The 21410-nt window shown below is 62.7% G+C and carries 25 protein-coding genes and 1 pseudogene; 16 read left to right on the top strand and 10 right to left on the bottom strand.

Translation table 11 applies throughout. The annotated features are described in order from the left end of the window. A pseudogene (locus YY7_RS60810) lies at nt 1–168 on the top strand (IS5/IS1182 family transposase); the annotation flags it as partial. A gap of 135 nt (nt 169–303) precedes the next feature. Here the strand turns inward: YY7_RS60810 and YY7_RS0132010 are convergent. After that, nucleotides 304–1845 (bottom strand): acyl-CoA synthetase, encoded by a 1542-nt coding sequence (locus YY7_RS0132010; protein WP_028166792.1) that lies wholly within the window; start codon nt 1843–1845, stop codon nt 304–306. A gap of 187 nt (nt 1846–2032) precedes the next feature. After that, nucleotides 2033–3205, bottom strand: coding sequence for an acetyl-CoA C-acetyltransferase (locus YY7_RS0132005; protein ID WP_028166791.1), 1173 nt, complete (start codon nt 3203–3205; stop codon nt 2033–2035). 147 nt (nt 3206–3352) lie between these two features. On the opposite strand from YY7_RS0132005, the gene YY7_RS0132000 reads away from it, so the two are divergent. The 8 genes from YY7_RS0132000 (at nt 3353) to YY7_RS0131960 (ending at nt 12487) form a co-directional block, all read left to right on the top strand. Then, nucleotides 3353–4024: a TetR family transcriptional regulator gene (locus tag YY7_RS0132000; RefSeq protein WP_028166790.1), complete on the top strand. Its 672-nt coding sequence runs from the start codon at nt 3353–3355 to the stop codon at nt 4022–4024. Between the two features lie 60 nt (nt 4025–4084). Continuing rightward, on the top strand, nt 4085–4843 hold the full coding sequence (locus tag YY7_RS0131995; protein WP_028166789.1) for an SDR family NAD(P)-dependent oxidoreductase: 759 nt from the start codon (nt 4085–4087) through the stop codon (nt 4841–4843). A gap of 181 nt (nt 4844–5024) precedes the next feature. Continuing rightward, nucleotides 5025–5831: an enoyl-CoA hydratase/isomerase family protein gene (locus tag YY7_RS0131990; protein WP_028166788.1), complete on the top strand. Its 807-nt coding sequence runs from the start codon at nt 5025–5027 to the stop codon at nt 5829–5831. A 43-nt stretch (nt 5832–5874) separates the two neighbouring features. Continuing rightward, complete coding sequence (locus YY7_RS0131985; RefSeq protein WP_028166787.1) at nt 5875–7749, top strand: AMP-binding protein; 1875 nt, start codon at nt 5875–5877, stop codon at nt 7747–7749. 161 nt (nt 7750–7910) lie between these two features. Continuing rightward, nucleotides 7911–9041, top strand: coding sequence for an acyl-CoA dehydrogenase family protein (locus tag YY7_RS0131975; protein WP_028166786.1), 1131 nt, complete (start codon nt 7911–7913; stop codon nt 9039–9041). Nucleotides 9042–9164: 123 nt separating this feature from the next. After that, nucleotides 9165–10409 carry an acyl-CoA dehydrogenase gene (locus YY7_RS0131970; RefSeq protein ID WP_028166785.1) on the top strand — a complete coding sequence of 415 codons (1245 nt, stop codon included), beginning with the start codon at nt 9165–9167 and terminating at the stop codon, nt 10407–10409. A 117-nt stretch (nt 10410–10526) separates the two neighbouring features. After that, nucleotides 10527–11771, top strand: a complete 1245-nt coding sequence (locus YY7_RS0131965) for an acyl-CoA dehydrogenase (RefSeq protein ID WP_028166784.1) — start codon at nt 10527–10529, stop codon at nt 11769–11771. Between the two features lie 2 nt (nt 11772–11773). After that, nucleotides 11774–12487 (top strand): nitroreductase, encoded by a 714-nt coding sequence (locus YY7_RS0131960; protein ID WP_051397040.1) that lies wholly within the window; start codon nt 11774–11776, stop codon nt 12485–12487. Nucleotides 12488–12525: 38 nt separating this feature from the next. Here the strand turns inward: YY7_RS0131960 and YY7_RS0131955 are convergent, their stop codons facing one another. Both YY7_RS0131955 and YY7_RS0131950 read right to left on the bottom strand, forming a co-directional pair. Continuing rightward, nucleotides 12526–12930, bottom strand: a complete 405-nt coding sequence (locus tag YY7_RS0131955) for a hypothetical protein (protein WP_028166782.1) — start codon at nt 12928–12930, stop codon at nt 12526–12528. Between the two features lie 207 nt (nt 12931–13137). After that, complete coding sequence (locus YY7_RS0131950) at nt 13138–13923, bottom strand: enoyl-CoA hydratase/isomerase family protein (RefSeq protein ID WP_028166781.1); 786 nt, start codon at nt 13921–13923, stop codon at nt 13138–13140. Nucleotides 13924–14276: 353 nt separating this feature from the next. On the opposite strand from YY7_RS0131950, the gene YY7_RS0131945 reads away from it, so the two are divergent. Further along, entirely contained in the window at nt 14277–14939 is a 663-nt protein-coding gene (locus YY7_RS0131945) for a Crp/Fnr family transcriptional regulator (protein ID WP_028166780.1), read from the top strand. After that, nucleotides 14936–15832: a DUF6537 domain-containing protein gene (locus YY7_RS0131940; RefSeq protein WP_035691437.1), complete on the top strand. Its 897-nt coding sequence runs from the start codon at nt 14936–14938 to the stop codon at nt 15830–15832. Before YY7_RS0131945 ends, YY7_RS0131940 begins: the two co-directional genes overlap by 4 nt. Before the next feature lie 64 nt (nt 15833–15896). Here the strand turns inward: YY7_RS0131940 and YY7_RS0131935 are convergent, their stop codons facing one another. From YY7_RS0131935 to YY7_RS0131925, 3 genes are all read right to left on the bottom strand, one after another. Then, complete coding sequence (locus YY7_RS0131935) at nt 15897–16136, bottom strand: hypothetical protein (protein ID WP_028166778.1); 240 nt, start codon at nt 16134–16136, stop codon at nt 15897–15899. A 64-nt stretch (nt 16137–16200) separates the two neighbouring features. Further along, nucleotides 16201–16416: a hypothetical protein gene (locus YY7_RS0131930; RefSeq protein ID WP_028166777.1), complete on the bottom strand. Its 216-nt coding sequence runs from the start codon at nt 16414–16416 to the stop codon at nt 16201–16203. Nucleotides 16417–16432: 16 nt separating this feature from the next. Then, nucleotides 16433–16642 (bottom strand): hypothetical protein, encoded by a 210-nt coding sequence (locus YY7_RS0131925; protein ID WP_028166776.1) that lies wholly within the window; start codon nt 16640–16642, stop codon nt 16433–16435. A 229-nt stretch (nt 16643–16871) separates the two neighbouring features. On the opposite strand from YY7_RS0131925, the gene YY7_RS0131920 reads away from it, so the two are divergent. Further along, entirely contained in the window at nt 16872–17078 is a 207-nt protein-coding gene (locus YY7_RS0131920) for a hypothetical protein (protein WP_028166775.1), read from the top strand. A 63-nt stretch (nt 17079–17141) separates the two neighbouring features. Here the strand turns inward: YY7_RS0131920 and YY7_RS0131915 are convergent, their stop codons facing one another. After that, on the bottom strand, nt 17142–17333 hold the full coding sequence (locus tag YY7_RS0131915; RefSeq protein WP_035691435.1) for a hypothetical protein: 192 nt from the start codon (nt 17331–17333) through the stop codon (nt 17142–17144). 214 nt (nt 17334–17547) lie between these two features. Between YY7_RS0131915 and YY7_RS0131910 the strand changes: the two genes are divergently transcribed. The 3 genes from YY7_RS0131910 (at nt 17548) to YY7_RS0131900 (ending at nt 19817) form a co-directional block, all read left to right on the top strand. Continuing rightward, complete coding sequence (locus YY7_RS0131910; protein WP_028166773.1) at nt 17548–18285, top strand: Crp/Fnr family transcriptional regulator; 738 nt, start codon at nt 17548–17550, stop codon at nt 18283–18285. Between the two features lie 558 nt (nt 18286–18843). Further along, on the top strand, nt 18844–19191 hold the full coding sequence (locus YY7_RS0131905) for a DUF3307 domain-containing protein (RefSeq protein ID WP_051397039.1): 348 nt from the start codon (nt 18844–18846) through the stop codon (nt 19189–19191). A gap of 227 nt (nt 19192–19418) precedes the next feature. Beyond that, a complete protein-coding gene (locus YY7_RS0131900; RefSeq protein ID WP_028166771.1) occupies nt 19419–19817 on the top strand; it encodes a hypothetical protein in 399 nt (132 codons plus the stop codon). A gap of 148 nt (nt 19818–19965) precedes the next feature. On the opposite strand, the gene YY7_RS0131895 is transcribed toward YY7_RS0131900, so the two are convergent. Continuing rightward, on the bottom strand, nt 19966–20286 hold the full coding sequence (locus YY7_RS0131895; protein WP_028166770.1) for a YkgJ family cysteine cluster protein: 321 nt from the start codon (nt 20284–20286) through the stop codon (nt 19966–19968). Then, nucleotides 20286–20984, bottom strand: coding sequence for a helix-turn-helix transcriptional regulator (locus tag YY7_RS0131890; RefSeq protein ID WP_028166769.1), 699 nt, complete (start codon nt 20982–20984; stop codon nt 20286–20288). Before YY7_RS0131890 ends, YY7_RS0131895 begins: the two co-directional genes overlap by 1 nt. A gap of 142 nt (nt 20985–21126) precedes the next feature. On the opposite strand from YY7_RS0131890, the gene YY7_RS53410 reads away from it, so the two are divergent. After that, the gene (locus YY7_RS53410; protein ID WP_035691433.1) at nt 21127–21399 is read left to right on the top strand and encodes a hypothetical protein; all 273 of its coding nucleotides are present in this window, start codon (nt 21127–21129) and stop codon (nt 21397–21399) included. The last annotated feature ends 11 nt before the right edge of the window (nt 21400–21410 follow it).

The raw sequence follows: 21410 nt of genomic DNA, 5'->3' as shown, positions 1-21410 counted from the left end.
AAGGCACAGTACCAGGCCCGCTCGATCTGCGAATGCATCCATGCCCGCTGGCGCAACTGGGACCTCAGGCAATTGACGGTGCGCGGCATCGAAAAGGTCCGAGCCGTCGTGCTCTGGTACGCCCTCACCAACAACATCCTGCAGGGACATCGCCTCGCCAACCCATAGCTGCGCCAAACCATAGCGGCGCGCAAATCCCGCCCCGCTCCACCGTCGAGGTCTTCAACATCCGCTACTTCGGATGCCGTCTACCCGAAAACCGAATTGGTTCTCAGGCTCTACGACAACACTACAACTACACTCTTATGCCTTCGCCGGCTTCGGCCAGTAGCGGTCGCGGAGGTGGCGCTTGACCAGCTTGCCGGTCGGCGTGCGCGGCAGCTCGGCTTCGAAATCGATCGAGCGCGGGCATTTGATTGCAGACAGCCGCGATTTGCAGAAGGCGATCAGTTCGGCCTCCAGCTCCTTGCCGGCCGCAGCCATGTCGTGCGGCTGCACCACGGCCTTGACCTCCTCGCCCATCTCATCGTTAGGCACGCCGAACACCGCAACGTCGGAAACCGCAGGATGCGTGATCAGCACGTCCTCGGTCTCCTGCGGATAGATGTTCACGCCGCCGGAGATGATCATGTAGCTCTTGCGGTCGGTGAGATAGAGGAAATCTTCCTTGTCGAGATAGCCGACGTCGCCGAGCGTCGACCAGCCCTTGGCGTTATAGGCGCGCTTCGTCTTCTCGGGATCGTTGTGATAGGTGAATGCTGGCGCATCGGCGAAATAGACCGTGCCGATCTCGCCGGGCGGCAATTCCTCGTCGTTCTCGTCCAGGATCTTGACCTTGCCGACCACAGCGCGGCCGACTGTGCCGCGGTGCTCCAGCCATTGCTGCGAGGTTGACACCGTGACGCCATTGCCCTCGGAGCCTGCGTAATATTCGATCAGGATCGGCCCCCACCACTCGATCATCTTGGCCTTGACGTCGACCGGGCAGGGCGCCGCGGCATGGATCGCGCCCTTCAGCGAGGAGACGTCGTAGCGCGTGCGCACCTCGTCCGGCAGCTTCAGCATGCGCACGAACATGGTCGGCACGAGCTGCGATTGCGTCACCTTGTGCTTCTCGACCAGCTTCAGGAATTCCTCGGCGTCGAAGGATTCCATGATAACAGAGGTGCCGCCGAGCACGATCGCCATCATGTTGAAGCGCAGCGGAGCGGCGTGATAGAGCGGCGCCGGCGACAGATAGACGGTGTCCGCGTTCATGCCGCACATGTCGGCGCACAGCACCCGCAGGAACGGGTTCGGGACGTCGATCGGGTTACCCTCGAACTGCTTCTTGATGCCCTTGGGCCGGCCGGTGGTGCCGGAGGAATAGAGCATGTCGTAGCCGGCGATTTCATCCTTGATCGGCGTGGTCGGCTGCACGATCGCTTCCTTGTCGAAGGAGCGGAAGCCCGGCAGCGGCTCGTCCAGCATGAACCACAATGGTTCGCCCGGCTCGCCCTTGATGAGGCCCTTCACCTGCTCGGCACACCTCGGCGAGGTGATGAAGACCTTGGCGCCGCAGTCCTTGATGATATAGGCGATCTCGTCCTGCTTCAGGTAACGGCTGATCGCGGTGTAATAGAGTCCCGCGCGCTGCGCCGCCCAGCAGATCTCCATGAAGGCGAGCCGGTTCTCCATCAAGAAGGCGATGTGGTCGCCGGCCTTCAGTCCGAGCGAACGGAACAGATGCGCGCCCTGGTTCGAGAGCTCGTCGAGCTCGCGATAGGTGATCGCCTTGCTGGTAGCAGCCATCCGATAGGCGATCTTGTCCGGATGCGTGCGAGCGTGGATCGAGGGGTGGGTCACGAACGTTTCCTCAAGGATTTTCTGTCGTCCCCGCGAAGGCGGGGACCCATAACCACCGAGCGTGGTTTTGAAATTGGGCTAGAGCTTCCAGCCGGGCATAACCACGAAACCCTGTGGTTATGGGTCCCGGGTCAAGCCCGGGACGACACTTTTTGCGTGGTCGCTGTTGCGACCAAACGGAAGCGGCTTACAGCCGCTCCACGATCGTCACATTCGCCATGCCGCCGCCTTCGCACATGGTCTGCAGGCCGTAGCGCTTGTTGCGCTGCTTGAGCGCATTGATGAGCGTCGTCATCAACTTGGTGCCGGAGCCGCCGAGCGGATGGCCGAGCGCGATCGCGCCGCCATTGACGTTGAGCCTTGCGGGATCGGCGCCGGTGGTTTTCAGCCACGCTGTCGGCACCGAGGCAAAGGCTTCGTTGACCTCGAACAGATCGATGTCGTCGATTGTCATGCCGGCCTTCTTCAGCGCGCGTTCGGTGGCGGGCAGCGGCGCCTCAAGCATGATCACCGGGTCATGGCCCAGCATGCTCATGTGGTGCATGCGCGCCATCGGCTTGACGCCGAGCTGCTTCAGCCCCTTTTCGTTGACGACGAGCACGCCGGAGGCGCCGTCGCAGATCTGGCTCGAGCTCGCCGCCGTCAGCTTGCCGTTCTCGGCGATCAGCTTGACGCCCTTGATGCCCTCGCGGCTGGCATCGAAGCGGATGCCTTCGTCGATGTGATGGGTATCGGTGGTGCCGTCGGCGCGGGTGATCTGCACCGGCACGATCTCGTCCTTGAAGTGGCCGGCCTGGGTTGCCGCAATCGCGCGCTGGTGGCTGTTATAGGAATACTCATCCAGCTCGTCTTTGGAGAGGCCGTATTTCTCCGCCATCATCTCCGCGCCGGTGAACTGGCTGAACATGATGTTGGGATAGCGCTTCTCGATGTTCGGGCTCTTGTAGTAGCCGAAACCGTTCTTCTGCGGCAGCGACGAGGCAAGGCCCATCGGCACCCGTGTCATCGATTCCACACCGGCGGCGATCACGATGTCCATCGAGCCGGACATCACGGCCTGCGCCGCGAAATGCAGCGCCTGCTGCGAGGAACCGCATTGCCGGTCGATCGAGGTGCCGGGCACGCTTTCCGGCAGCTTGGAGGCCATCACCGCGTTGCGCGCGATGTTGTTGGATTGCTCGCCGGCCTGCATCACGCAGCCCATGATCACGTCCTCGACCAGGGCGGGATCGGCGCCGGAACGTTCGACCAGCGCGTCCAGAACGGTCGCGGCCAGGTCGGCCGGATGCCAGCCGGCAAGACGTCCCCCCTTGCGGCCGCCGGCGGTGCGAGCAGCGGCGACGATATAGGCCTCGGCCATGCTTGGTCTCCCTTAAGTGTTCTGGATGGGCGTTTCAAAGATGGCGGGATTAAAAGGGCGGCTACGGATTTAGTCAATCAATCAATTAACTCTTGAGGTCGGGCGCGGCATCGGGTTATCTGCCCGGCGGACGTTCCGGCAGGGAAGATGGCAGCACAGCTAAATACCAGTATACCAACGCGCCTTCCGACGGGCAGAAACGCCACGGCGGAAAAGCTATTGGTCGCCGCGAGCGAATTGATGATCGAGCGCGCTTCGATCGACGTGTCGCTGTCCGACATTGCCCAGAAGTCCGGCGTCAACGCCGCGCTGGTGAAATATCATTTCGGGAACAAGGACGGGCTATTGCTGGCGCTGCTCGCGCGCGATGCCGCAACCGAGATGTCGCAGCTCGAATATCTGGTCGCGCAGCCGATCGCGCCGACCGCCAAGCTGCGGCTGCACATCGCTGGCATCATCCGCGCCTATCACCAGTTTCCCTATATGAACCGGCTGATCCATTATCTCCTGCACGAGAGCAGCCCGGAGGCCGCCGACGAAGTGTCAAAATTCTTCATCGCGCCGCTGCTGGATTTCCATCGCCGCCTGCTGGATGAGGGTGTACGAGCCGGCGAATTCCGCGAGGTCGATCCGGTGCTGTTCTACACCAGCCTGATCGGCGCCTGCGATCACCTGTTCTTCGGCCGCCACGCGATGTCGCGCGCGACCGGCGTCGGCCCGGTCACCGACGACGTTTGCCGCGAATATATCAAGCATATGGAAGCGCTGATCTTCGGCGGCATGCTCAACCCGTCAAAGCAAGGTGCTGCAGCCGAGTGACCTTCGAGTTCTGGAAGTCCCAAGTCTAGAGAAAGAAACGCCCAAGGAAAGGTTGTACCCATGCAGTTGAAAGACGTTGCTGTTCTCATCACCGGCGGTGGCTCCGGCCTTGGTGCCGCCACCGCGCGCGCCATGGCCGCCAAAGGCGCCAAGATCGGCGTGCTCGACCAGAACAAGGAGAACGCCGAGAAGGTCGCGGCGGAGGTGAAGGGCGTCGCGCTTCATGCCGACGTCACCAGCGAGGAGCAGGTGAAGGCCGCGATCGCCAAGGCGGAAGCCGCGCACGGCATCGCGCGCGTGCTGATGAACTGCGCCGGCATCGGCGGCTCGCAGCGCATCGTCGGCAAGGACGGCGTCTATCCGCTGGAGAAGTTCACGCGCATCATCAATGTCAACCTGATCGGCACCTTCAACGTGCTGCGCCTGTTCGCGGAGCGGCTCGCCACGGCGCAGCCGATCGGCGAAGAGCGCGGCGTCGTCGTCAACACCGCCTCGGTCGCAGCCTATGAAGGCCAGATCGGCCAGATCGCCTATTCCGCCTCGAAGGGCGGCATCGTCGGCCTGACCTTGCCGGCGGCCCGCGACCTCGCCAGCCTGAAGATCCGCGTCAACACCATCGCGCCCGGCATCTTCTTCACGCCGCTGCTGATGGGTCTGAACGAGGAGGCGCGCAAGAGCCTCGGCGCCCAGGTGCCGCATCCGGCCCGCCTCGGCGAGCCCGACGAATATGGTGCGCTCGCGGTGCACATCGTCGAGAACGCAATGCTCAACGGCGAAACCATCCGTCTCGACGGCGCCATCCGCATGGCCCCGCGGTAGGTTTCCCTTCTCCCCTTGTGGGAGAAGGTGGCGCGGATGAAATCCGCGACGGATGAGGGGTTCTCTCCGGCTCGCAACCCCTCACCGTATCGAATGCAGGGTTGGTGCCGGCGTAGCCCTCTCCCACAAGGGGAGAGGGCGCAGTAACTGGCATCGCGTTCGGGTGAAGCAGGAGTTAAGCGTGACCCAACCGCTTCTGATCGAACATCACGACGGCGTCGATCGGGTGACCCTCAATCGCCCCGAGAGCCTGAACGCGCTCGATCCCTCGCTGATCGATGCGCTGAATGCCTACTTCCAGGGCCTGCAGCGCAACCGCGACACGCGTGTCGTGGTGCTGAAAGGCGCGGGTGAGAATTTCTGCGCCGGCCTTGACCTCAAGCACGCGATGCAGCGTCGCGCCGGGCAGCAGGAGCCGCCTGGGGTCACCGAGTCGCTGGACTCGCAGCGGCGCATCGCTGACATCGTGATGCTGATGCGGCGCTGTCCGCAGCCGATCATTGCGCTGATCCAGGGCGCGGCCGCCGGCGGCGGCTTCGCACTGGCGCTCGCTTCCGATATCCGCATCGCGACCAGATCGGCGCGAATGAATTGCGCTTTCATCAAGCTCGGCCTTGGTGGCTGCGATATCGGCACCAGCTATTTCCTGCCGCGTCTCGTCGGCGTCTCTGTTGCGTCCGAACTGATCCTCACCGGCCGCTTCATTGGTGCGGAGCGCGCGCTCGCGGTCGGCCTTGTCTCGGAGGTGGTCGAAGAGGGCGGACTTGATGCGGCGGCCCAGCCTTATGTCGAGGCGATGCTGACGGCGTCGCCCGTGGGCCTGCGGCTCTCGAAGGAATGCCTCAACATGAGCGTCGATGCCGGATCGCTGGAAGCTGTCATCGCGATGGAGGACCGCAACCAGGTCCTGTGCAGCCGTTCGGAAGATTTTGCGGAAGGTATCAGGGCCTTTCTCGAAAAACGAAAGCCTGTGTATATCAGGCGATAGCAACAAAGATCCGCAAAGGACAAGAAATTCCGGGAGACGCAAAATGAGTGGGAGTGCAGCCGCGGTGCTGGAAAAGCCGGGCTTTCGCAAGATCGAATGGCTGCCGCGCGACATCGCGATCGAGCGTCGAGACGACGGCGCGATCGTCCTGAAGTCGCGCATTCCGCTCAGCCCCTACGAGAAGCATATTCCAGCTTCGCTCGCCAAATGGGCGAAGCAGGCACCGGAGCGGACCTGGCTCGCCCAGCGCACCGGCCCCGAGCGGCAATGGCGCAACCTGTCCTACGCCGAAGCCAAGCGCACGGTGGATGCGCTCACGCAAGGCCTGCTCAATCTGAAGCTCGATGCCGGACGTCCGGTCACGATCCTATCAGGCAATTCAATCGAGCACGCGCTGATGACACAGGCGGCGATGCAGGCGCGGCTGCCGGCGGCGCCTGTGTCGCCAGCCTATTCGCTGATGAGCCAGGATCATCTCAAGCTCAAATATTTGTTCGACCTGGTCAAGCCGGCCGTGATCATGGTGCAGGATGGCCCCACCTTCGAGAAGGCGCTGCGCGCGCTTGATCTTGATGGCGTCACCGTCGTTCACGTCGCTCGCCCTTGCGATGGCATCAAGAGCGTCAGTTTCGCCGAGCTGGCGGCAACGCCGGTGACGGACGATGTCGAAGCGTCGATCGCGCAGATCACGCCGCAAACGGTCGGAAAGCTATTGTTCACCTCGGGCTCGACCGGCATGCCCAAGGCCGTCATCAACACCCAGGAGATGATGTGCGCCAATGCCGCGATGATGATGCAGGTGCGGCCGCGCGATCCCAATGGTCCGCTCGCGACTTTTCTGGACTGGATGCCCTGGAATCACACCATGGGCGGTAATGCGCTGTTCAACCCGGTGCTGATCGATGGCGGCACGCTCTATATCGACGACGGCCGGCCGATGCCGGGCCAGTTCGACGAGACCATCCGTAACCTGCGCGAGATCTCGCCGACCTATTACGCCAACGTCCCCGCCGGCTACGCCGCACTGGCGGCGGCGATGGAAAAGGACGATGTGCTCTGCCGCAGCTTCTTCAGGAATCTTTCCGTGATGGCTTATGGCGGCGCGCGGCTGCCGGATGATCTCTACGATCGGATGCAGGCGCTTGCGGTCCGCTCCACCGGCGAGCGCATCGTGTTCTATACCGGATGGGGCTCGACCGAGACCGCGCCGACCTCGACTGGCACCTATTGGGACACCGAGCGCGTCGGCCTGATCGGACTGCCGTTCCCCGGCGTTGAACTGAAGATGGTGCCGTGCGGCGCGAAATATGAGTTGCGTCTGCGCGGCGTCAACGTGACGCCCGGCTATTTCGGCCAGCCCGAACTCACCAGATCGGTGTTCGACGAGGAAGGCTTCTACTGCATCGGCGATGCCGGCGTGTTCGTCGACCCCGAGGATCCCGTGCAGGGCATCATCTTTGCCGGCCGCGTGGTCGAGGATTTCAAGCTCACGACCGGCACCTTCGTGCATGTCGGCTCGCTCCGCACCGATGCGATCGCGGCCGCTACGCCTGTCGTGCACGATGCGCTGGTGGCCGGACAGGATCGCCCCTTTATCGGCCTGCTCGCTTGGCCCAATCTTCACGCCTGCCGGCAGATCATGGGCGATCCCAACGCAAGCTTCGAAGGCGCGGTGAAGCATCCCGAGGTGATCGCCTGTTTCAGGCGCGGACTGGAGGCGCACAATGCGTCCGTCGCCGGCGCCAGCAGCCGGCGTATCTCGCGCGCGATGCTGATGGTCGAACCGCCCTCGATCGACGGCAACGAACTCACCGACAAGGGCTACATCAACCAGCGCGCCGGCCTCGAGCGCCGCGCCGCGCTGGTGGAAAAGCTCTATGCCGACACACCCGACGCAGATGTGATCGTGCTGCAATGAAAATCAACACTCGCCACTCGTCATTCCCGGGCGCCGCGCAGCGGCGAACCCGGAATCCATTTCTCCGCTTGCGCGCGTGGCGCGATGGATTCCGGGTTCGCGCTTCGCGCGCCTCGGAATGACAGTTCCTTGTTACGCATCATCAACCCGAGTGAAATGCCATGAACTTCGATTTCTCCGACGAACAGAAGCAGATGCGCGACGAGGCGCGGAAATTCCTCAGCGAACAATGCCCGCCGAAAGCGGTGCGCACTGTGCTGGATGGCAAGGCCGCCTATGACAGGGACCTCTGGAGGGGCCTCGCCGAGATGGGCTTTCTCGGCGTCGCGATCCCCGAACAGTTCGGCGGTGCGGGCGCGGGCCATCTTGAGCTCTGTGTGATCGCGGAGGAGATGGGCCGGGCGCTGGCGCCGGTGCCGTTCTCTTCGACCGTGTATCTGGCGGCCGAAGCCTTGATGCTCGCCGGCAGCGATGCGCAGAAGCAGAAATGGCTGCCGAAGATCGCCGCAGGCGAAGCCATCGGCACGCTGGCGCTGTTCGAGGGCAAGGGCAATCCGTCGCCGAAGGCGATCAAGCTCACTGCGGCGGGCGCAGCGCTCAACGGCACCAAGAAGCCGGTGCCGGACGGCGCCATCGCCGATTTCGCGGTGGTGGCCGCGCGCACCGGCTCGACCGGACGTGATGCCGATATCTCGCTGTTCCTCGTCGATCTCAAGGGGAGCGGCGTCGAGGTCAAGGAATTGACCAATCTCGATCCGACCCGCGGCCAGGCGGAGCTCACTTTCACCAACGCCAAGGCCGAGCCGCTCGGCGCCACCGGCGAAGGCTGGGGCATCATCACGCAAGTGCTCGACCGCGCCGCGGTGCTGCTGGCGTTCGAGCAGGTCGGCGGCGCCGACCGCGCGCTGGAGATGGGGCGTGATTACGCGCTCGATCGCATCGCCTTCGGCCGGCCGATCGGCTCGTTCCAGGCGGTCAAGCACATCCTCGCCGACATGTATGTCTCGGCGACGCTGGCGCGTTCCAATTGCTACTACGGCGCCTGGGCGCTCTCGACTAACGCCGCGGAGTTGCCGGAAGCGGCCGCCGCGGCGCGGATCAGCGCGACGCAGGCGTTCCAGCACTGCGCCAAGAACAACATCCAAGTCCATGGCGGCATGGGTTTCACCTGGGAGTTCGACTGCCACATGTACTACCGCCGCGCCAATGCCACCGCGCTCGGCCTCGGCAGCGTCTCTTATTGGGAGGACGCCCTGATCGACCGCATGCGCAAGAAGAACGCGGCAGCCTAAGTTGTAAGACCGTAGGATGGGCAGAGCGAAGCGAAACCATCAAACCGGTGGCGGCAAATGATGGGTTTCGCTGCGCTCTACCCATCCTACGACGCCACGAAACACGGCCGAGGATTTTAGAACATGAATTTCGACGACACCCCGCAGGAAGCCGCGTTCCGCGCCGAGGCGAGAGCCTGGATCGCGGCGAACGCGCCGAAGCAATATGAGGAAGAGCTGCGCAAATCCTCGCTCGGCCGCGTCCAGCTCAAGAATGCCAACATCCTCGAGGTCGCAAAGGCCTGGCAGAAGAAGAAGGCGGATGCCGGCTGGGCCTGTCTGCACTGGCCGAAGGAATATGGCGGCCGTGGCGCCTCGCCGATCGAGCGCGTGATCTGGCAGCAGGAGGAGGGTCCGTTCGGCAGGCTCAGCGCGATGTTCATCATCGGCCACGGCATGTGCGGCCCGACCATGATGGCGTTCGCCCGCGAGGAACATAAGCGCCACTATCTGCCGCCGCTGGCCTCGGGCGAAAAGATCTGGTGCCAACTCTTCTCCGAGCCCGCAGGCGGGTCCGACGTCGCGGGGCTTCGTACCCGTGCGGAGAGGAAGGGCGACGAGTGGATCATCAACGGCCAGAAGATCTGGACATCGGGCGCGCATTATTCCGACTACGGCATCCTGCTGACCCGCACCGATCCGACCGTGCCCAAGCACAAGGGCCTGACGATGTTCTTCCTGGACATGAAGAGCCCAGGCGTCGAAGTCAGGCCGATCAAGCAGGCGAGCGGGCAATCCGACTTCAACGAGGTCTATTTCACCGACGTCAGGATCCCGGATCATCAGCGGCTCGGCGAAGTCAATGACGGCTGGAATGTCTCGCTGACCACGCTGATGAATGAGCGCATGTCGATCGGCGCCGGCGTCTCGACCGGTTTCCCGGAACTGTTCGAGTTCTGCAACAGTTTGATGCTGGAGGACGGCCCCGCGATCGAAGATCGCAGTGTTCGTTCAAGGCTTGCAAACTATGCGGTGAAGGCGAGCGGGTTGAAATACACCAGCATGCGCGCGATCTCGGCCCTGTCGAAGGGCGAGCGACCGGGCCCGGAGAATTCCATCGGTAAATTGGTGGCGGGATCGATGATCCAGGAAGTCGCGATGTACGCGCTCGACCTGCAGGGCGCCGCCGGCGTGCTGAGCGGGACGGATGCGGAACTCGCCGGCAAGTTCCAGGCGATGCTGCTGCGCGCGCCCGGCACCCGCGTCGAGGGCGGCACCGACGAGATCATGCGCAACATCATCGCCGAACGGGTACTGGGATTGCCAGGTGATATCAGGGTCGACAAGGACGTGCCGTTCAACCAGATACCGACCAAAGGCCGCGCGTAGATCGCGCGTCATTCCGGGGCGCCGCGCAGCGGCGAACCCGGAATCCGGAGATTGTGGATCGAGATTCCGGGTTCGCGCTTCGCGCGCCCCGGAATGACGAACAAAAAGGAAGCGCCAATGAACTTCGACGACACCCCGGAGGAAGCCGCCTTCCGCGCCGAGGCGCGCAAATGGGTCGAGGCCAACGCGCCCAAGGAGTATGAGGCGGAGCTGTCAAGGTCGTCGCTCGGCCGTATCCGGCTGGAGAAGGCCGAGATCGTCGACGTCGGCAAGGCCTGGCAGAAGAAGAAGGCAGAGGCCGGCTGGGCCTGCCTGCACTGGCCGAAGGAATATGGCGGCCGCGGTGCATCGCCGATCGAGAAGGTGATCTGGCAGCAGGAAGAGGGCATCTACGGCAAATTGACCCAGCCGTTCCAGATCGGCGAGGGCATGTGCGGCCCAACCGTGATGGCCTATGGCAGCGAGGAGCATAAGCGTCGCTATCTGCCGAAGCTCGCTTCGGGCGAAGAGATCTGGTGCCAGCTCTTCTCCGAGCCGGCCGGCGGCTCTGACGTCGCAGGGCTGCGCACGCGCGCGGAAAAGCAGGGCGACAACTGGATCATCAACGGCCAGAAGATCTGGACCTCCGGCGCGCACTATTCCGATTACGGGCTTTTGATCACGCGCACCGATCCCAACGTGCCAAAGCACAAGGGCCTCACCATGTTCTTCCTGGACATGAAGAGCAAAGGCGTCGAAGTCCGCCCGATCAAGCAGGCCAATAGCATGCAGGAGTTCAACGAGGTCTATTTCACCGACGTCGTGATCCCGGACAGCCAGCGGCTTGGCGCGGTCGGCGACGGCTGGAACGTCTCGCTGACCACCTTGATGAACGAGCGTATGTCGATCGGCGCGCGGCTTGCGACCGGCTTTCCGGAAATGTTCGAGTTCTGCTCGAATTTGATGACGGAGGACGGGCTTGCGATCGACGATCCCGCCGTGCGCTCGAAGCTCGCGAGCTGGGCCGTGAAGACAAGCGGACTGAAATACACCAGCTACCGCGCGATCTCTTCGCTCTCCAAGGGCGAGCGGCCGGGACCGGAGAACTCGATCGGCAAGCTCGTCGCGGGCACCATGCTGCAGGACATCGCGACTTACGCGATGGACCTGGAAGGCGCCGCCGGTGCGCTCACGGGCGCTTCGGAGGAAGTGGCAAGCGGCCAGTTCCAGCAGATGCTGCTCACTTCACCGTCGATGCGGATCGCCGGCGGCACCGATGAAATTTTGCGCAACATCATCGCCGAACGTGTGCTCGGTCTGCCCGGTGATATCCGCGTCGACAAGGACGTGCCGTTCAACAAGATCCCAACCAAAGGACGCTGACCATGGATGCGAAAACGCCAAGCCCGCGTTACACGACGGAAGATCGCATCGGCGTGCTCGAAGAGCTCCTCAACGAGCGCTACTCCGTTCGCGCCTTCCTGCCGCGCGAAGTGCCGCGGGAGATCATCGAGCATGTGCTCAACGTGGCGCAGCGCACCGCGTCCTGGTGCAACAGCCAGCCGTGGCAGGTCCTGATTGCGAGCGGCGAGGCCAAGGAACGGTTCCGCAAATCGATCTATGCCGAGGCGGCATCCGGCGCCAAGGACGACCATGACTTCACGCCGCCGCGCGAATATGTCGGGGTCTATCTCGAGCGCCGCCGCGAAAGCGGCTTCCAGCTCTACAACACGCTGGGCATCGCGCGCGGCGACAAGGCGGCGTATGCAAAACAGGCGCTGGAGAACTACAATTTCTTCGGGGCGCCGCATGTCGCTGTTATCCACACCAACGAGCCGCTCGGCATTTACGGCGCGATCGATTGCGGCGCCTATGTCAGCAATTTCATGCTGGCGGCCCAGGCGCTCGGGCTCGGCACCATCCCGCAGGCGGCGCTCGCCCGCCATTCCGGCCTGATCCGCCGTCACTTCAACCTGCCCGACGACCGCCGCGTCGTCTGCGGCATCTCCTTCGGCTACGCCGATCACAGCCACAAGGTGAACAGCTATCGGACATCAAGGGCGACCGTCGCGGATGCCGTGACGTTCTTGGACGAGTAGTCCGTGATCTCGACGTGGCTTGTTTAACCCGCGACCGATCAGCGGGTGCGCGTCGGTGGTTTCGGTAGCTTGTCAGGGTCGAATTTTGGTGTCGGCCCGATCGGCTCCGGTGCAGGCAGCTGTGGTTCGCTGAGAATCAGGGTCCCTTCAAGGATCACTCCCGGCACCTGCTCCGCGGTCGCTGTGTAACGACCCAATTTGTCGGCGCACGTTCCTTCAAGCCGAAGCGTAAGGTCATCGGCGCCGAAGACGGTTGCATGTCCTTCGGTGTGCCTTCTGATCGATAGGATGGCGGTGAAGCGGTCCCCGTCGATTTCGCAGGAGCCGCTATAGGTCGTGATGCTGTCATGACCCCATATCCTGCCGTCTTCGACATGGGCGATGCCGGTGCCTTGGCCCAGCGAGGTGTTGAACCACGCTGCATAGGTACCGTTTCTGAGCATGGAGGAACCTTCTCCCTCGGTGTTCACAGATGCCCCAGCCGGATCATCGACATGGCTGGCGCTAAAACTTGGTTAACCTCCTTCTCCGGGTGAATCCGGTGAAGAGCTGCGCAGCGGATCCAAGTGCAGCCGCCCCAGTCGCCGACCTCGACCGGCTGGTTGCGCATTCCGTGCCACTGACGTTTGCCGGCAGCAGCGCGCCCACGGTCAGAACTTCGCCGGCCGTTTCTCCGCGCGCGCCTTGATGCCTTCCTTGATCTCGGTCCCGCGCAGGCTCTCGCGATGACGGGTGTCGGCGGCTTCCTTGTCGAACTCGCCGTGAGCGAATTCATTGATGGCGCGCTTCATGCCGGCCATCGCGCGAGGCGCGTTGGCGACCAGCAGGCTCACGAGCCGGTCGACCTCCTGGTCCAGCTCGCCCTCGGGCACCATGGCGGTGAGATAGCCGATCCGCAGCATCTCCACCGCGCTGATCTTCTGCCCGGTCAGAAACAGCATCTTGGCATTGTTGACGCCGAGCCGCGACACATAACGCCTGATACCGCTCGGGTAATAATGCAGGCCGAGCTTTGCGGCCGGCATGAACATCTCCGCGGTGTCGACGCCGATGCGGAAGTCGCAGGCAAGCGCCAGATCGGTCGAGCCGCCATAGACGCCGCCGTTGAGCCGGCAGATCGTGGGCACCCGCAGATCTTCGAGCCGGTTGGCCACGCCCTCGAACACGGAACCGGAGCTCGGCTCGTCGCTGCCAGCACCGGCGCGGGCCGCCACCGAATTGAGATCGTAGCCGGCGGAAAAAGCCCGGCCGGTGCCGGTCAGCACCAGCACGCGGACGGCAGGATCGGCCTCGACGCGGTCGAACAGTCGCACCAGCTCGACCAGATCTTCCGCCTGCAGCCGGTTCATGTGCTTGGGACGGTTGAGGCGGATGGTGGCGCGAGGGCCCGAAATCTCGAGCTGCGGCGGGGTTGCGGTCTCGGCCGCGTCAGACATGGTTTGCTCCATTGTTGGTTCTCCAGCTCGCGCCGGTTTGGCGTCGGTCGTCTCGGCAAGGCCGGGCCTGTTGGCTGCTTCGCGGACGTGGTAATCCACACCGGTTGCCGGAAGGTGCCTTTCCTTGCCCAGCCCGTCAACGACGACTGGCAAATGGCTGCATTCCGCCTCGGTCTCACCCGTCTGGGCATGCCAGGCGCCTTGGCCGGCGCCTGATTTGCCTGACAAAGTCGTGAGATTCGCGAACAAAAGAGCGACATTTCCCGTATATCAGGGAGAGGCTGCCGTGCGGGGCGGCCCCGGATTTAAGAAATCGCGGCGACATTCACTGCTTAGAAATTGGTTGGTTTCCTATGGATACCTCACATCTTGTTCAGCACGCAGGGACTGCCGGCACGTTGTTCGCATCGATCTTCGTGATCGCGACGACCACGATGCGGACAATGATTCCCTTGCGCGTTTTCGGCATTCTCGCAAACATTGTCCTGATCATCACAGCCATTCCGATCCATAATTATCTGGTCATTCTGGTCCAGGTGGTCATGCTGCTGGTCAATACCTATCGCCTGCACCAGATGCTGCAGCTCGTCCGCGACGTCAGGAAGTCCGTCAACAGCGATCTCTCGATGGAATGGCTGAAGCCGTTCATGACCGAGCGTAAATGCAGCGCCGGCGAAGTCCTGTTCTACAAGGACGAGAAGGCCGACAGCATGTTCTACATCGTCAGCGGCCGCTTCCGCCTGGTCGAGTCCGGCATCGAGCTGCCGGTCGGCGCCATTGTCGGCGAGCTTGGCATGCTGTCGCCGTCCAACGTCCGCACGCAGACGCTGGAATGCGTCCAGGGCGGCGTCATCCTTTCGGTGAGCTACGACCAGGTCGAGCAGCTCTATGTGCAGAACCCGGCCTTCGGCTTCTACTTCCTCAGGCTTGCCAGTGCGCGGCTGTTCCAGAATATCGATACGCTGGAGCAGCGGCTGGCCCAGCAGGTGGCGGCGGTAGAGCCGAAGCCGGCATGACGAGCGAGAGTGCAACCGTGGCGGACGATGGCATCCTGTCCTCGTTGCGTTATCTGTTCGCCGATTTCCTCGGCGACGATGACGACACGCAGCCAGTGCTTCCCGAGGGATTGCCGGAGAGCGTCGCAGCCGTCGCGAGCGATGCCATCCACCTGCTGATCGACTATCAGAGCGCCGGCTATGCGCAGCTCTATGTCGACCGCTTGCGGCGCTTCGTCGGTAGGCACGACGTCGACGAAGCGATGCTTGCCGAGATCGCGCAGTTGATGATGCAGCGCATGGCCTATGAGGATCCGATCCGGATCGCGCAATTGAAACTGCTCGAACTCGGCGACAAGGGTGCGCAGGCCGGATCGGTGGAGATCAGGAGATTCCGGTTCGACGAACTGGTTGATGCTCTGCCTGCGGCGATCGCCGAGCCGGTGCTCGATATCCTGGAGCGGCTGGGCTGGGCACGAAGGACGGTCAAAGTCCGCTTCTCCACCAAGAACCGCTTCAGCATCCGCCGCCTGAAGCTTGAGGCCGGCCTCAAGCGCTGGCGCCTGTTCTCGATTCGCTACGCCAAGGAGCGGGTCTGGGTGGAGCGCTGGCTGCATATGATCAACCGCAGCCTGGCCAAACAGCCCGCGGCAGCCCTCGCTGTCATCCGGACGGCGACGATGATCGAAGGCTACGGCGCGAGCTACCGCCACGGGCTCGCCGACTGGCACACGATCATCGACGACCTCGCCAAGCCGACCTTCGATGGTGTGCTCGCCCTGCCTGATCTCGCCGGGGCCATTGCGGAGGCACGCGCGGCAGCGATGCCCGATCCGCGCCAGGCGGCGCTGAAGCGCAAGATCGCGGAAATCCGGGCCCGTCTGCCTGCCGAAGCCAGCGCAGCAGCCGGGTGATCGTTCGATTTATCTGAGCTTGATCTCTTTCGGAAAACCGGTGCCCACTTTTCCGGATCATGCTTTATCGCGGGCCGTCCTCGCGCGAGGACAGTTTCGGCGGTTCGTCATAGCCGCGGCGGCTCGAGTAGAACAGGAGTGCCATCAGGCCGACGCCGATGACAACGGAGAACACGATGCCGATCGCCATGGCTGCATAGCCTTGGCCGGGCATCGCGGCACCCGGCAATGTCAGTCCCTCATAGGCGAAGACGCCAACGGCCGCCAGAATCGCGAGCAAGGCAAGGATGATCGCCACTCGCATGGTTGCTGCCTTTCCTGTTTGGGTAACAAGAACCGGCAGGCGGGTTGTGTTCCTGCGAAAGCCGTTATTTCGCGGCGGGAGCCAGATTGCTGAGCGACCGCTTGCCCGCGGCGATCAGTTCCGTCAGCGTGGTCTTGCCGCCCTCGGCGGATCTGATGATGCGTCTCGCGATTCTCTTGCGAACCGAGTGCCGTTCGCCATGCTGCGTTTGCTCACAGATCCGATCCAAGGCGGCGTTCATGATTGCCAAGGTCTTCGAATCAAATTTGCTCTCGATCATTTGCCCCTCCCTGATCTCACCTCTCATTGGTCGCATCGACATGGCGGACGCTCAGCATGGCGCTGACATCGAGGACATTCTCGGTCTGCCGGGCTTTCTTCATTAACGCATCGCGCTCGCGGCCAAGCGGCAACCGGCGCGCAGCGGCGCGAGCATCGCGGGCGAATTTCTCTAAACGGACCTCGAATGGCTCGGTCGGCCGCGATCTGTTTCGCTTCTTCTTCATGCCGCCTCCGATCTGGAAGCGAAGCTAGTCTGACGCCTCGACAGCGTCCTTAACCTATGAAAGCCGATCAAACCAAAGGTGCAAATCTCCGGCGACTGGAACGTTTGCAGCAGTCGGGCGTAAGCCTGTTGCTTCCGCTATCCGTCCCCGGAGGATGGCGGAAGCACTCCGATGACAGGCCCCGGCGAAAGAGATCGTCGGGGCCGTCGAGATATCAGGGAAGCAGCCGATGACGCGTTCGGATCAGGGTATCGTCAGGGACAACAAGGGCGAGGAGCAGCCTGCCGACAAGCGTCGCGCTCAGACCGTTCACAAGACGGATCCGAAGCATTCGGTCTCGAAGGAGGCGACCCGCGATCCCAAGCTCACCGACGACAACAAGACGCCGGGGTCGGGCATGGGCCCCGACGACAGCGGCGACGCGCCGACGGGATAGAAGGACGCGCATGGCTTTCTTGCGAGGCTGCGCGTGGCGACGGCCTGACACGAAGGGGTCCACTTATCGGGAGCCATCTCGGCAGCCATCGTCAAGTTTGGCGACGATACGCACCCCCTGCCAGACCTCGACCGTCCCGCCATTGAAGTGCTGGCGTGCCCTAGCGACAGCCTCGTCGTCGGTCTCGCTTTCCAGCTCCATTTGCTTCCGAATGTGGCCGTCGCTTCCCAACAGATAGGCCCGGTATTCCTGCATCACATTTCCCCGACTGCACCAACAGCGATTGTCACAGAGAGAGTTCCGCCCGCGCATTAACATGTGCTGGGGTCGTTGAAGAAACTCGCATTTTAGGCATCACTAGCCACAACCTGATAGAGTATGATATATGATTGGCTACTTGAGAGGGAATAACATAGGTTATTGAAAACGGTCCTATCCTTACTCGACTTATTAGCGGGGAGACTGTTCCTTGAGTCCACTCGTTCGTAAGCTTGAGCAGTTTGTGCGGCTGTCGTCGGCCGATCGCGCGTACCTCACCCGCGCGGCATCGGAACGGCTGCGCAAGTTCGGTCCCAGGGTCGATATCGTGCGCGAGGGCGAGAGGCCCAAGGACGTGCAATTGGTCGTTGCCGGCTGGGCATGCCGCTACAAGCAGTTGGAGGATGGGCGACGGCAGGTGGTGTCCTTTTTCCTGCCGGGCGATAGCTGCGATCTCAACGTCTTCATCCTGCGCGAGATGGACCATTCGATCGGCTCGATCACGGACTGCACCATCGCCGACCTGTCGCGCGATTTCTTCGAGGAGATCAGCGTCGGATATCCGCGCATCGTGACGGCGCTCTGGTGGGAAAGCCTGGTTGATGCCGCGATCCAGCGCGAATGGACGTTGAACCTGGGTCAGCGCACGGCCCTGGAGCGCATGGCGCATCTTTTGTGCGAGCTCTTCTTCCGCCTACGCCTTGCCGGTCTCACCAACGGCGACGGTTGCGACTTCCCCCTGACGCAGGCCGATCTCGCCGACGCCAGTGGGCTGTCCAAGGTGCATGTCAACCGCACCCTGCAGGAATTGCGTTCGGCGAATCTGATCGTATTGAAAGGCAGGACGCTTGTCGTGCCGGATCTTCGGCGCCTGATGAATGCCGGCCTGTTCAACGCCAACTATCTGCATATGGAGCGCGAAGGCCGTCAGCTCGATGCCACCGAGTGATGCCGCCCGGTCGGTGATCGCTTGACGCTTGGTATTACCGACGCCTGGAGCGGGAGTGGTGACGCTCTGGCCCGGCAGCCGATCGTCGCGACGCCAGGCGCGGTTCGCAATCTTCTTGAAATGCCCGTTTCACCTGCTCTGTTTGTGAACATATATCTATTTGATTTTGCTATATTTTTTGTTCCAGCCCAACTCCATCGCGTTCAGGCGGTTGCGATCGTATTGGGCGGGCGATGCCGCGCGGCTGAACGATGTCCGGCTTTGTCCCGACTACGGATCGCCGTCGACTGTTAACCTTTATGGCCTGCGCGACGATGCCGCAGCACTATCGCCGTAGGGCCACACCATATGAATTTCGGAGGACCGAGAGGTGCATTCGGGCGCGGGAGATGCCATAAATGGCCGCAAGTTTTGAATATTGCGGGTTTAAGAAAAAGTTGCGCTGACGCCCAGGTCCGGTTTCTCTCCATCATTTTCCATCAGTCGCAGCGAAGGGCGTCAGCTTTGTCGTTTCCATCCATGTCGTCGTCGGTCCCGGTTGCTGCACTGGTAGGATGGATGCTGCTGCTGACCGCCAAGCACATCGTGGCGGACTTCTTTCTGCAGACTTCCTGGATGGCGATCGGCAAGGATCAGAAGACCGGCTGGGCGCTGCCCTTGTTTGCGCATTGTCTCGTGCACCTCGCGACCTCGCTGCTCGTGATCCTGGTGATCGCGCCGAGATTCTGGTTCGTCGCCTTCATCGATTTCTTCATCCACCTTGCGGTGGATCGCGCCAAGGGAATCACCACCTCGACCTTCGGCGTCACGACCGAGCACCCGTGGTTCTGGTCACTGATCGGCGTCGATCAGGCGCTGCATCACCTGACCGGCTTCGGCCTTGCAATCTTTATGGCCGCGAACTGAGCCCAATTCTCTCCGTCATTCCGGGGCGGGCTCCGCGCGAGAATCCATTACGCCGCACGCGCAGGCCGAGAAATGGATTCCGGGCTCGATGCTTCGCATCGCTCCGGAATGACGTGCGCGTTTCTGATTCGCTCAAAAATCGCAATCACCCCGGACGACTACTGGCACCCTTGGTTAACCCTTCGTTAGAGAATTGCACGGCATCTTCCGGACCAGGGAGAACTGCAATGTTTTCAAGCCGCAACGCCTTCGAGAACGACGTTTGCCCGGTCCGCGAGGAGCTGCTCGGACAGATGTACCGCGCCAATCCTGCCGGCCTCCAGGCCCTCGTCGAAAGCGTCTCGTCCGATGTCCGGGCCATGCTGGCGCTGTTCTGCTATCGCCGCCATCATCTGCATTCGCTGGCAGTGGCGATCGCCGGAAGCTGCAGCGAACGCGAGCTCGCTTATTTCGGCGGCCACGTCGGCAACAACCTTTATAAACTGTCCCGCCAGCCGGCCCGCTCGGCAGCGCCCTCGCATGGCGGCCGCAAGCCGATCACGCTGTCGACTAAGCCGCTCGCGACCTTCGCGCCGATCGTCGACGATCTCGACGAGGAAGAGGTTGCGGAGACTGTGACTGCCTAGGCCCTATACGGGACCACGAACTCTCCCTTATCCCGAGGAGCCGCAAAGCGGCGTCTCGAGGGATGGGCTGCGGGCGAGATCGGGGCCTCACGGTTCGAGACGCGCGAAGACGCGCTCCTCACCATGAGGGACTCCTGCCCCATCCGGGCTACGATTCAACTGCCAACACCGGAAGTCCGTGCCGGCGTCGCGCCATCGCGCATTCGGCATCGCCGGGCATGCAGGTGCGGCAGACCTCGGGCCGTATCGGATAGATCGCGCAGCTCGTGGCCACGCCGATCTTGCCCGACAGCGCCGAGCAGCGGTCGCCGTCGCAGCGCATGCCGGATTGCCTTGCATTGACGTATTCCAGCGGGATCAAGTCGAGCTCCGCGTCGTCCTCGGTGGTGAAGCGGGGCCAGTTCTCCGAGTAGAAGCAGCACGCGCCGCAACCCTGGCAGGGATTCTCGGTCGCAATTTCGATCGCCATCAGACGTCCTTCGGCGCTTCCCAGACCAGGCTGCGGCGCCAGCGCGCCCGCAACAGGTCGCGCCTTTCAGGGTATTTCTCGTCATGATAGACCGCGCCCTGCACGCGGTCGGTGCGGAAACTGCGGAAATCCTTCCTCAGCTCGCACCATGCCGCCAGGATCCGCACCGCCTCGTGATAGCCGACCGCGATCGGCCAGATCGTGCGTTCGGTATTGCGGCCATGTTCGTCGCGATAACTGAGCGTGATCTTCTTGCCGTCGTGGATCTGCGAGCGTGTCCGCACCATGTCGATGCGGTCGGGTTCCTGGTTCCGCGCCCAGCGGGCGCGGCTTGCGGGTTCGAGTACGAACGGCCGCAACCGTTCCGGCACCGTATCGGCGATCTTGGCCATCAGATCCTGCGCGGCGCGCGCCAGCGCCGGATCGGCGTGGCCCGTGACCCAGCTCGCGCCGAGCACGCAGGCCTCGATCTCGTCGGGTGTCAGCATCAAGGGCGGCAGGTCGAATCCCTTCTCCAGGATGTAGCCCATGCCGGCTTCGCCGCGAATCGGCACGCGCTGCTCGATCAGGGTCGCGATGTCGCGATAGATCGTGCGCTTGGATGTCTCGAGCTCGGCGGCGATCGCGTCCGCGGTCAGCGGTTTGCGGGTGCGCCGAAGCACCTGGATGATCTGAAACAGCCGGTCGGCGCGTCTCATGGCAGCTCTCTTTGGTCAGTCTCTTGGCTAGTCAGTTCCAGGCCGTCGATTTTCCCGATGTCGGCCTCGCCGCTGCTGACAGGATGTTGGCAGCAGGGGGTGGTTATAACGGGACAACATCTCAACTGAAGGGAATTTGTCCATGCTGAATCGTCTTGATACGGGCGGCTTCGATAGCCGTCTTGAAAGGTTCAGGCGAGCCCAAACCTTTGCGTTGGAACAGCTCGTCACGATCCACACCGTCTCCTCCGATCTTCGTTGGGCGCTGATCGAACTGGCCCTGCGTTCGATCGCGGCCCTGTTCACGGCCATCGGAAAGCATCTGGTTTTCCGGGGCCGCCGCCTCGTGAAACGGGTTCGCTTGGCGACCCATTTTACCCCTGCTGACACCATGGTGGCAGCAGGGGGCCGCTAGGCTCGGCATCG

Origin of the sequence: Bradyrhizobium elkanii WSM2783, assembly GCF_000472865.1 — a bacterium.
In the GTDB taxonomy this organism is placed as follows: domain Bacteria; phylum Pseudomonadota; class Alphaproteobacteria; order Rhizobiales; family Xanthobacteraceae; genus Bradyrhizobium; species Bradyrhizobium elkanii_A.
Note: the sequence above shows the minus strand (reverse complement) of the source record. Positions and strands in the feature narration are given on the sequence as shown.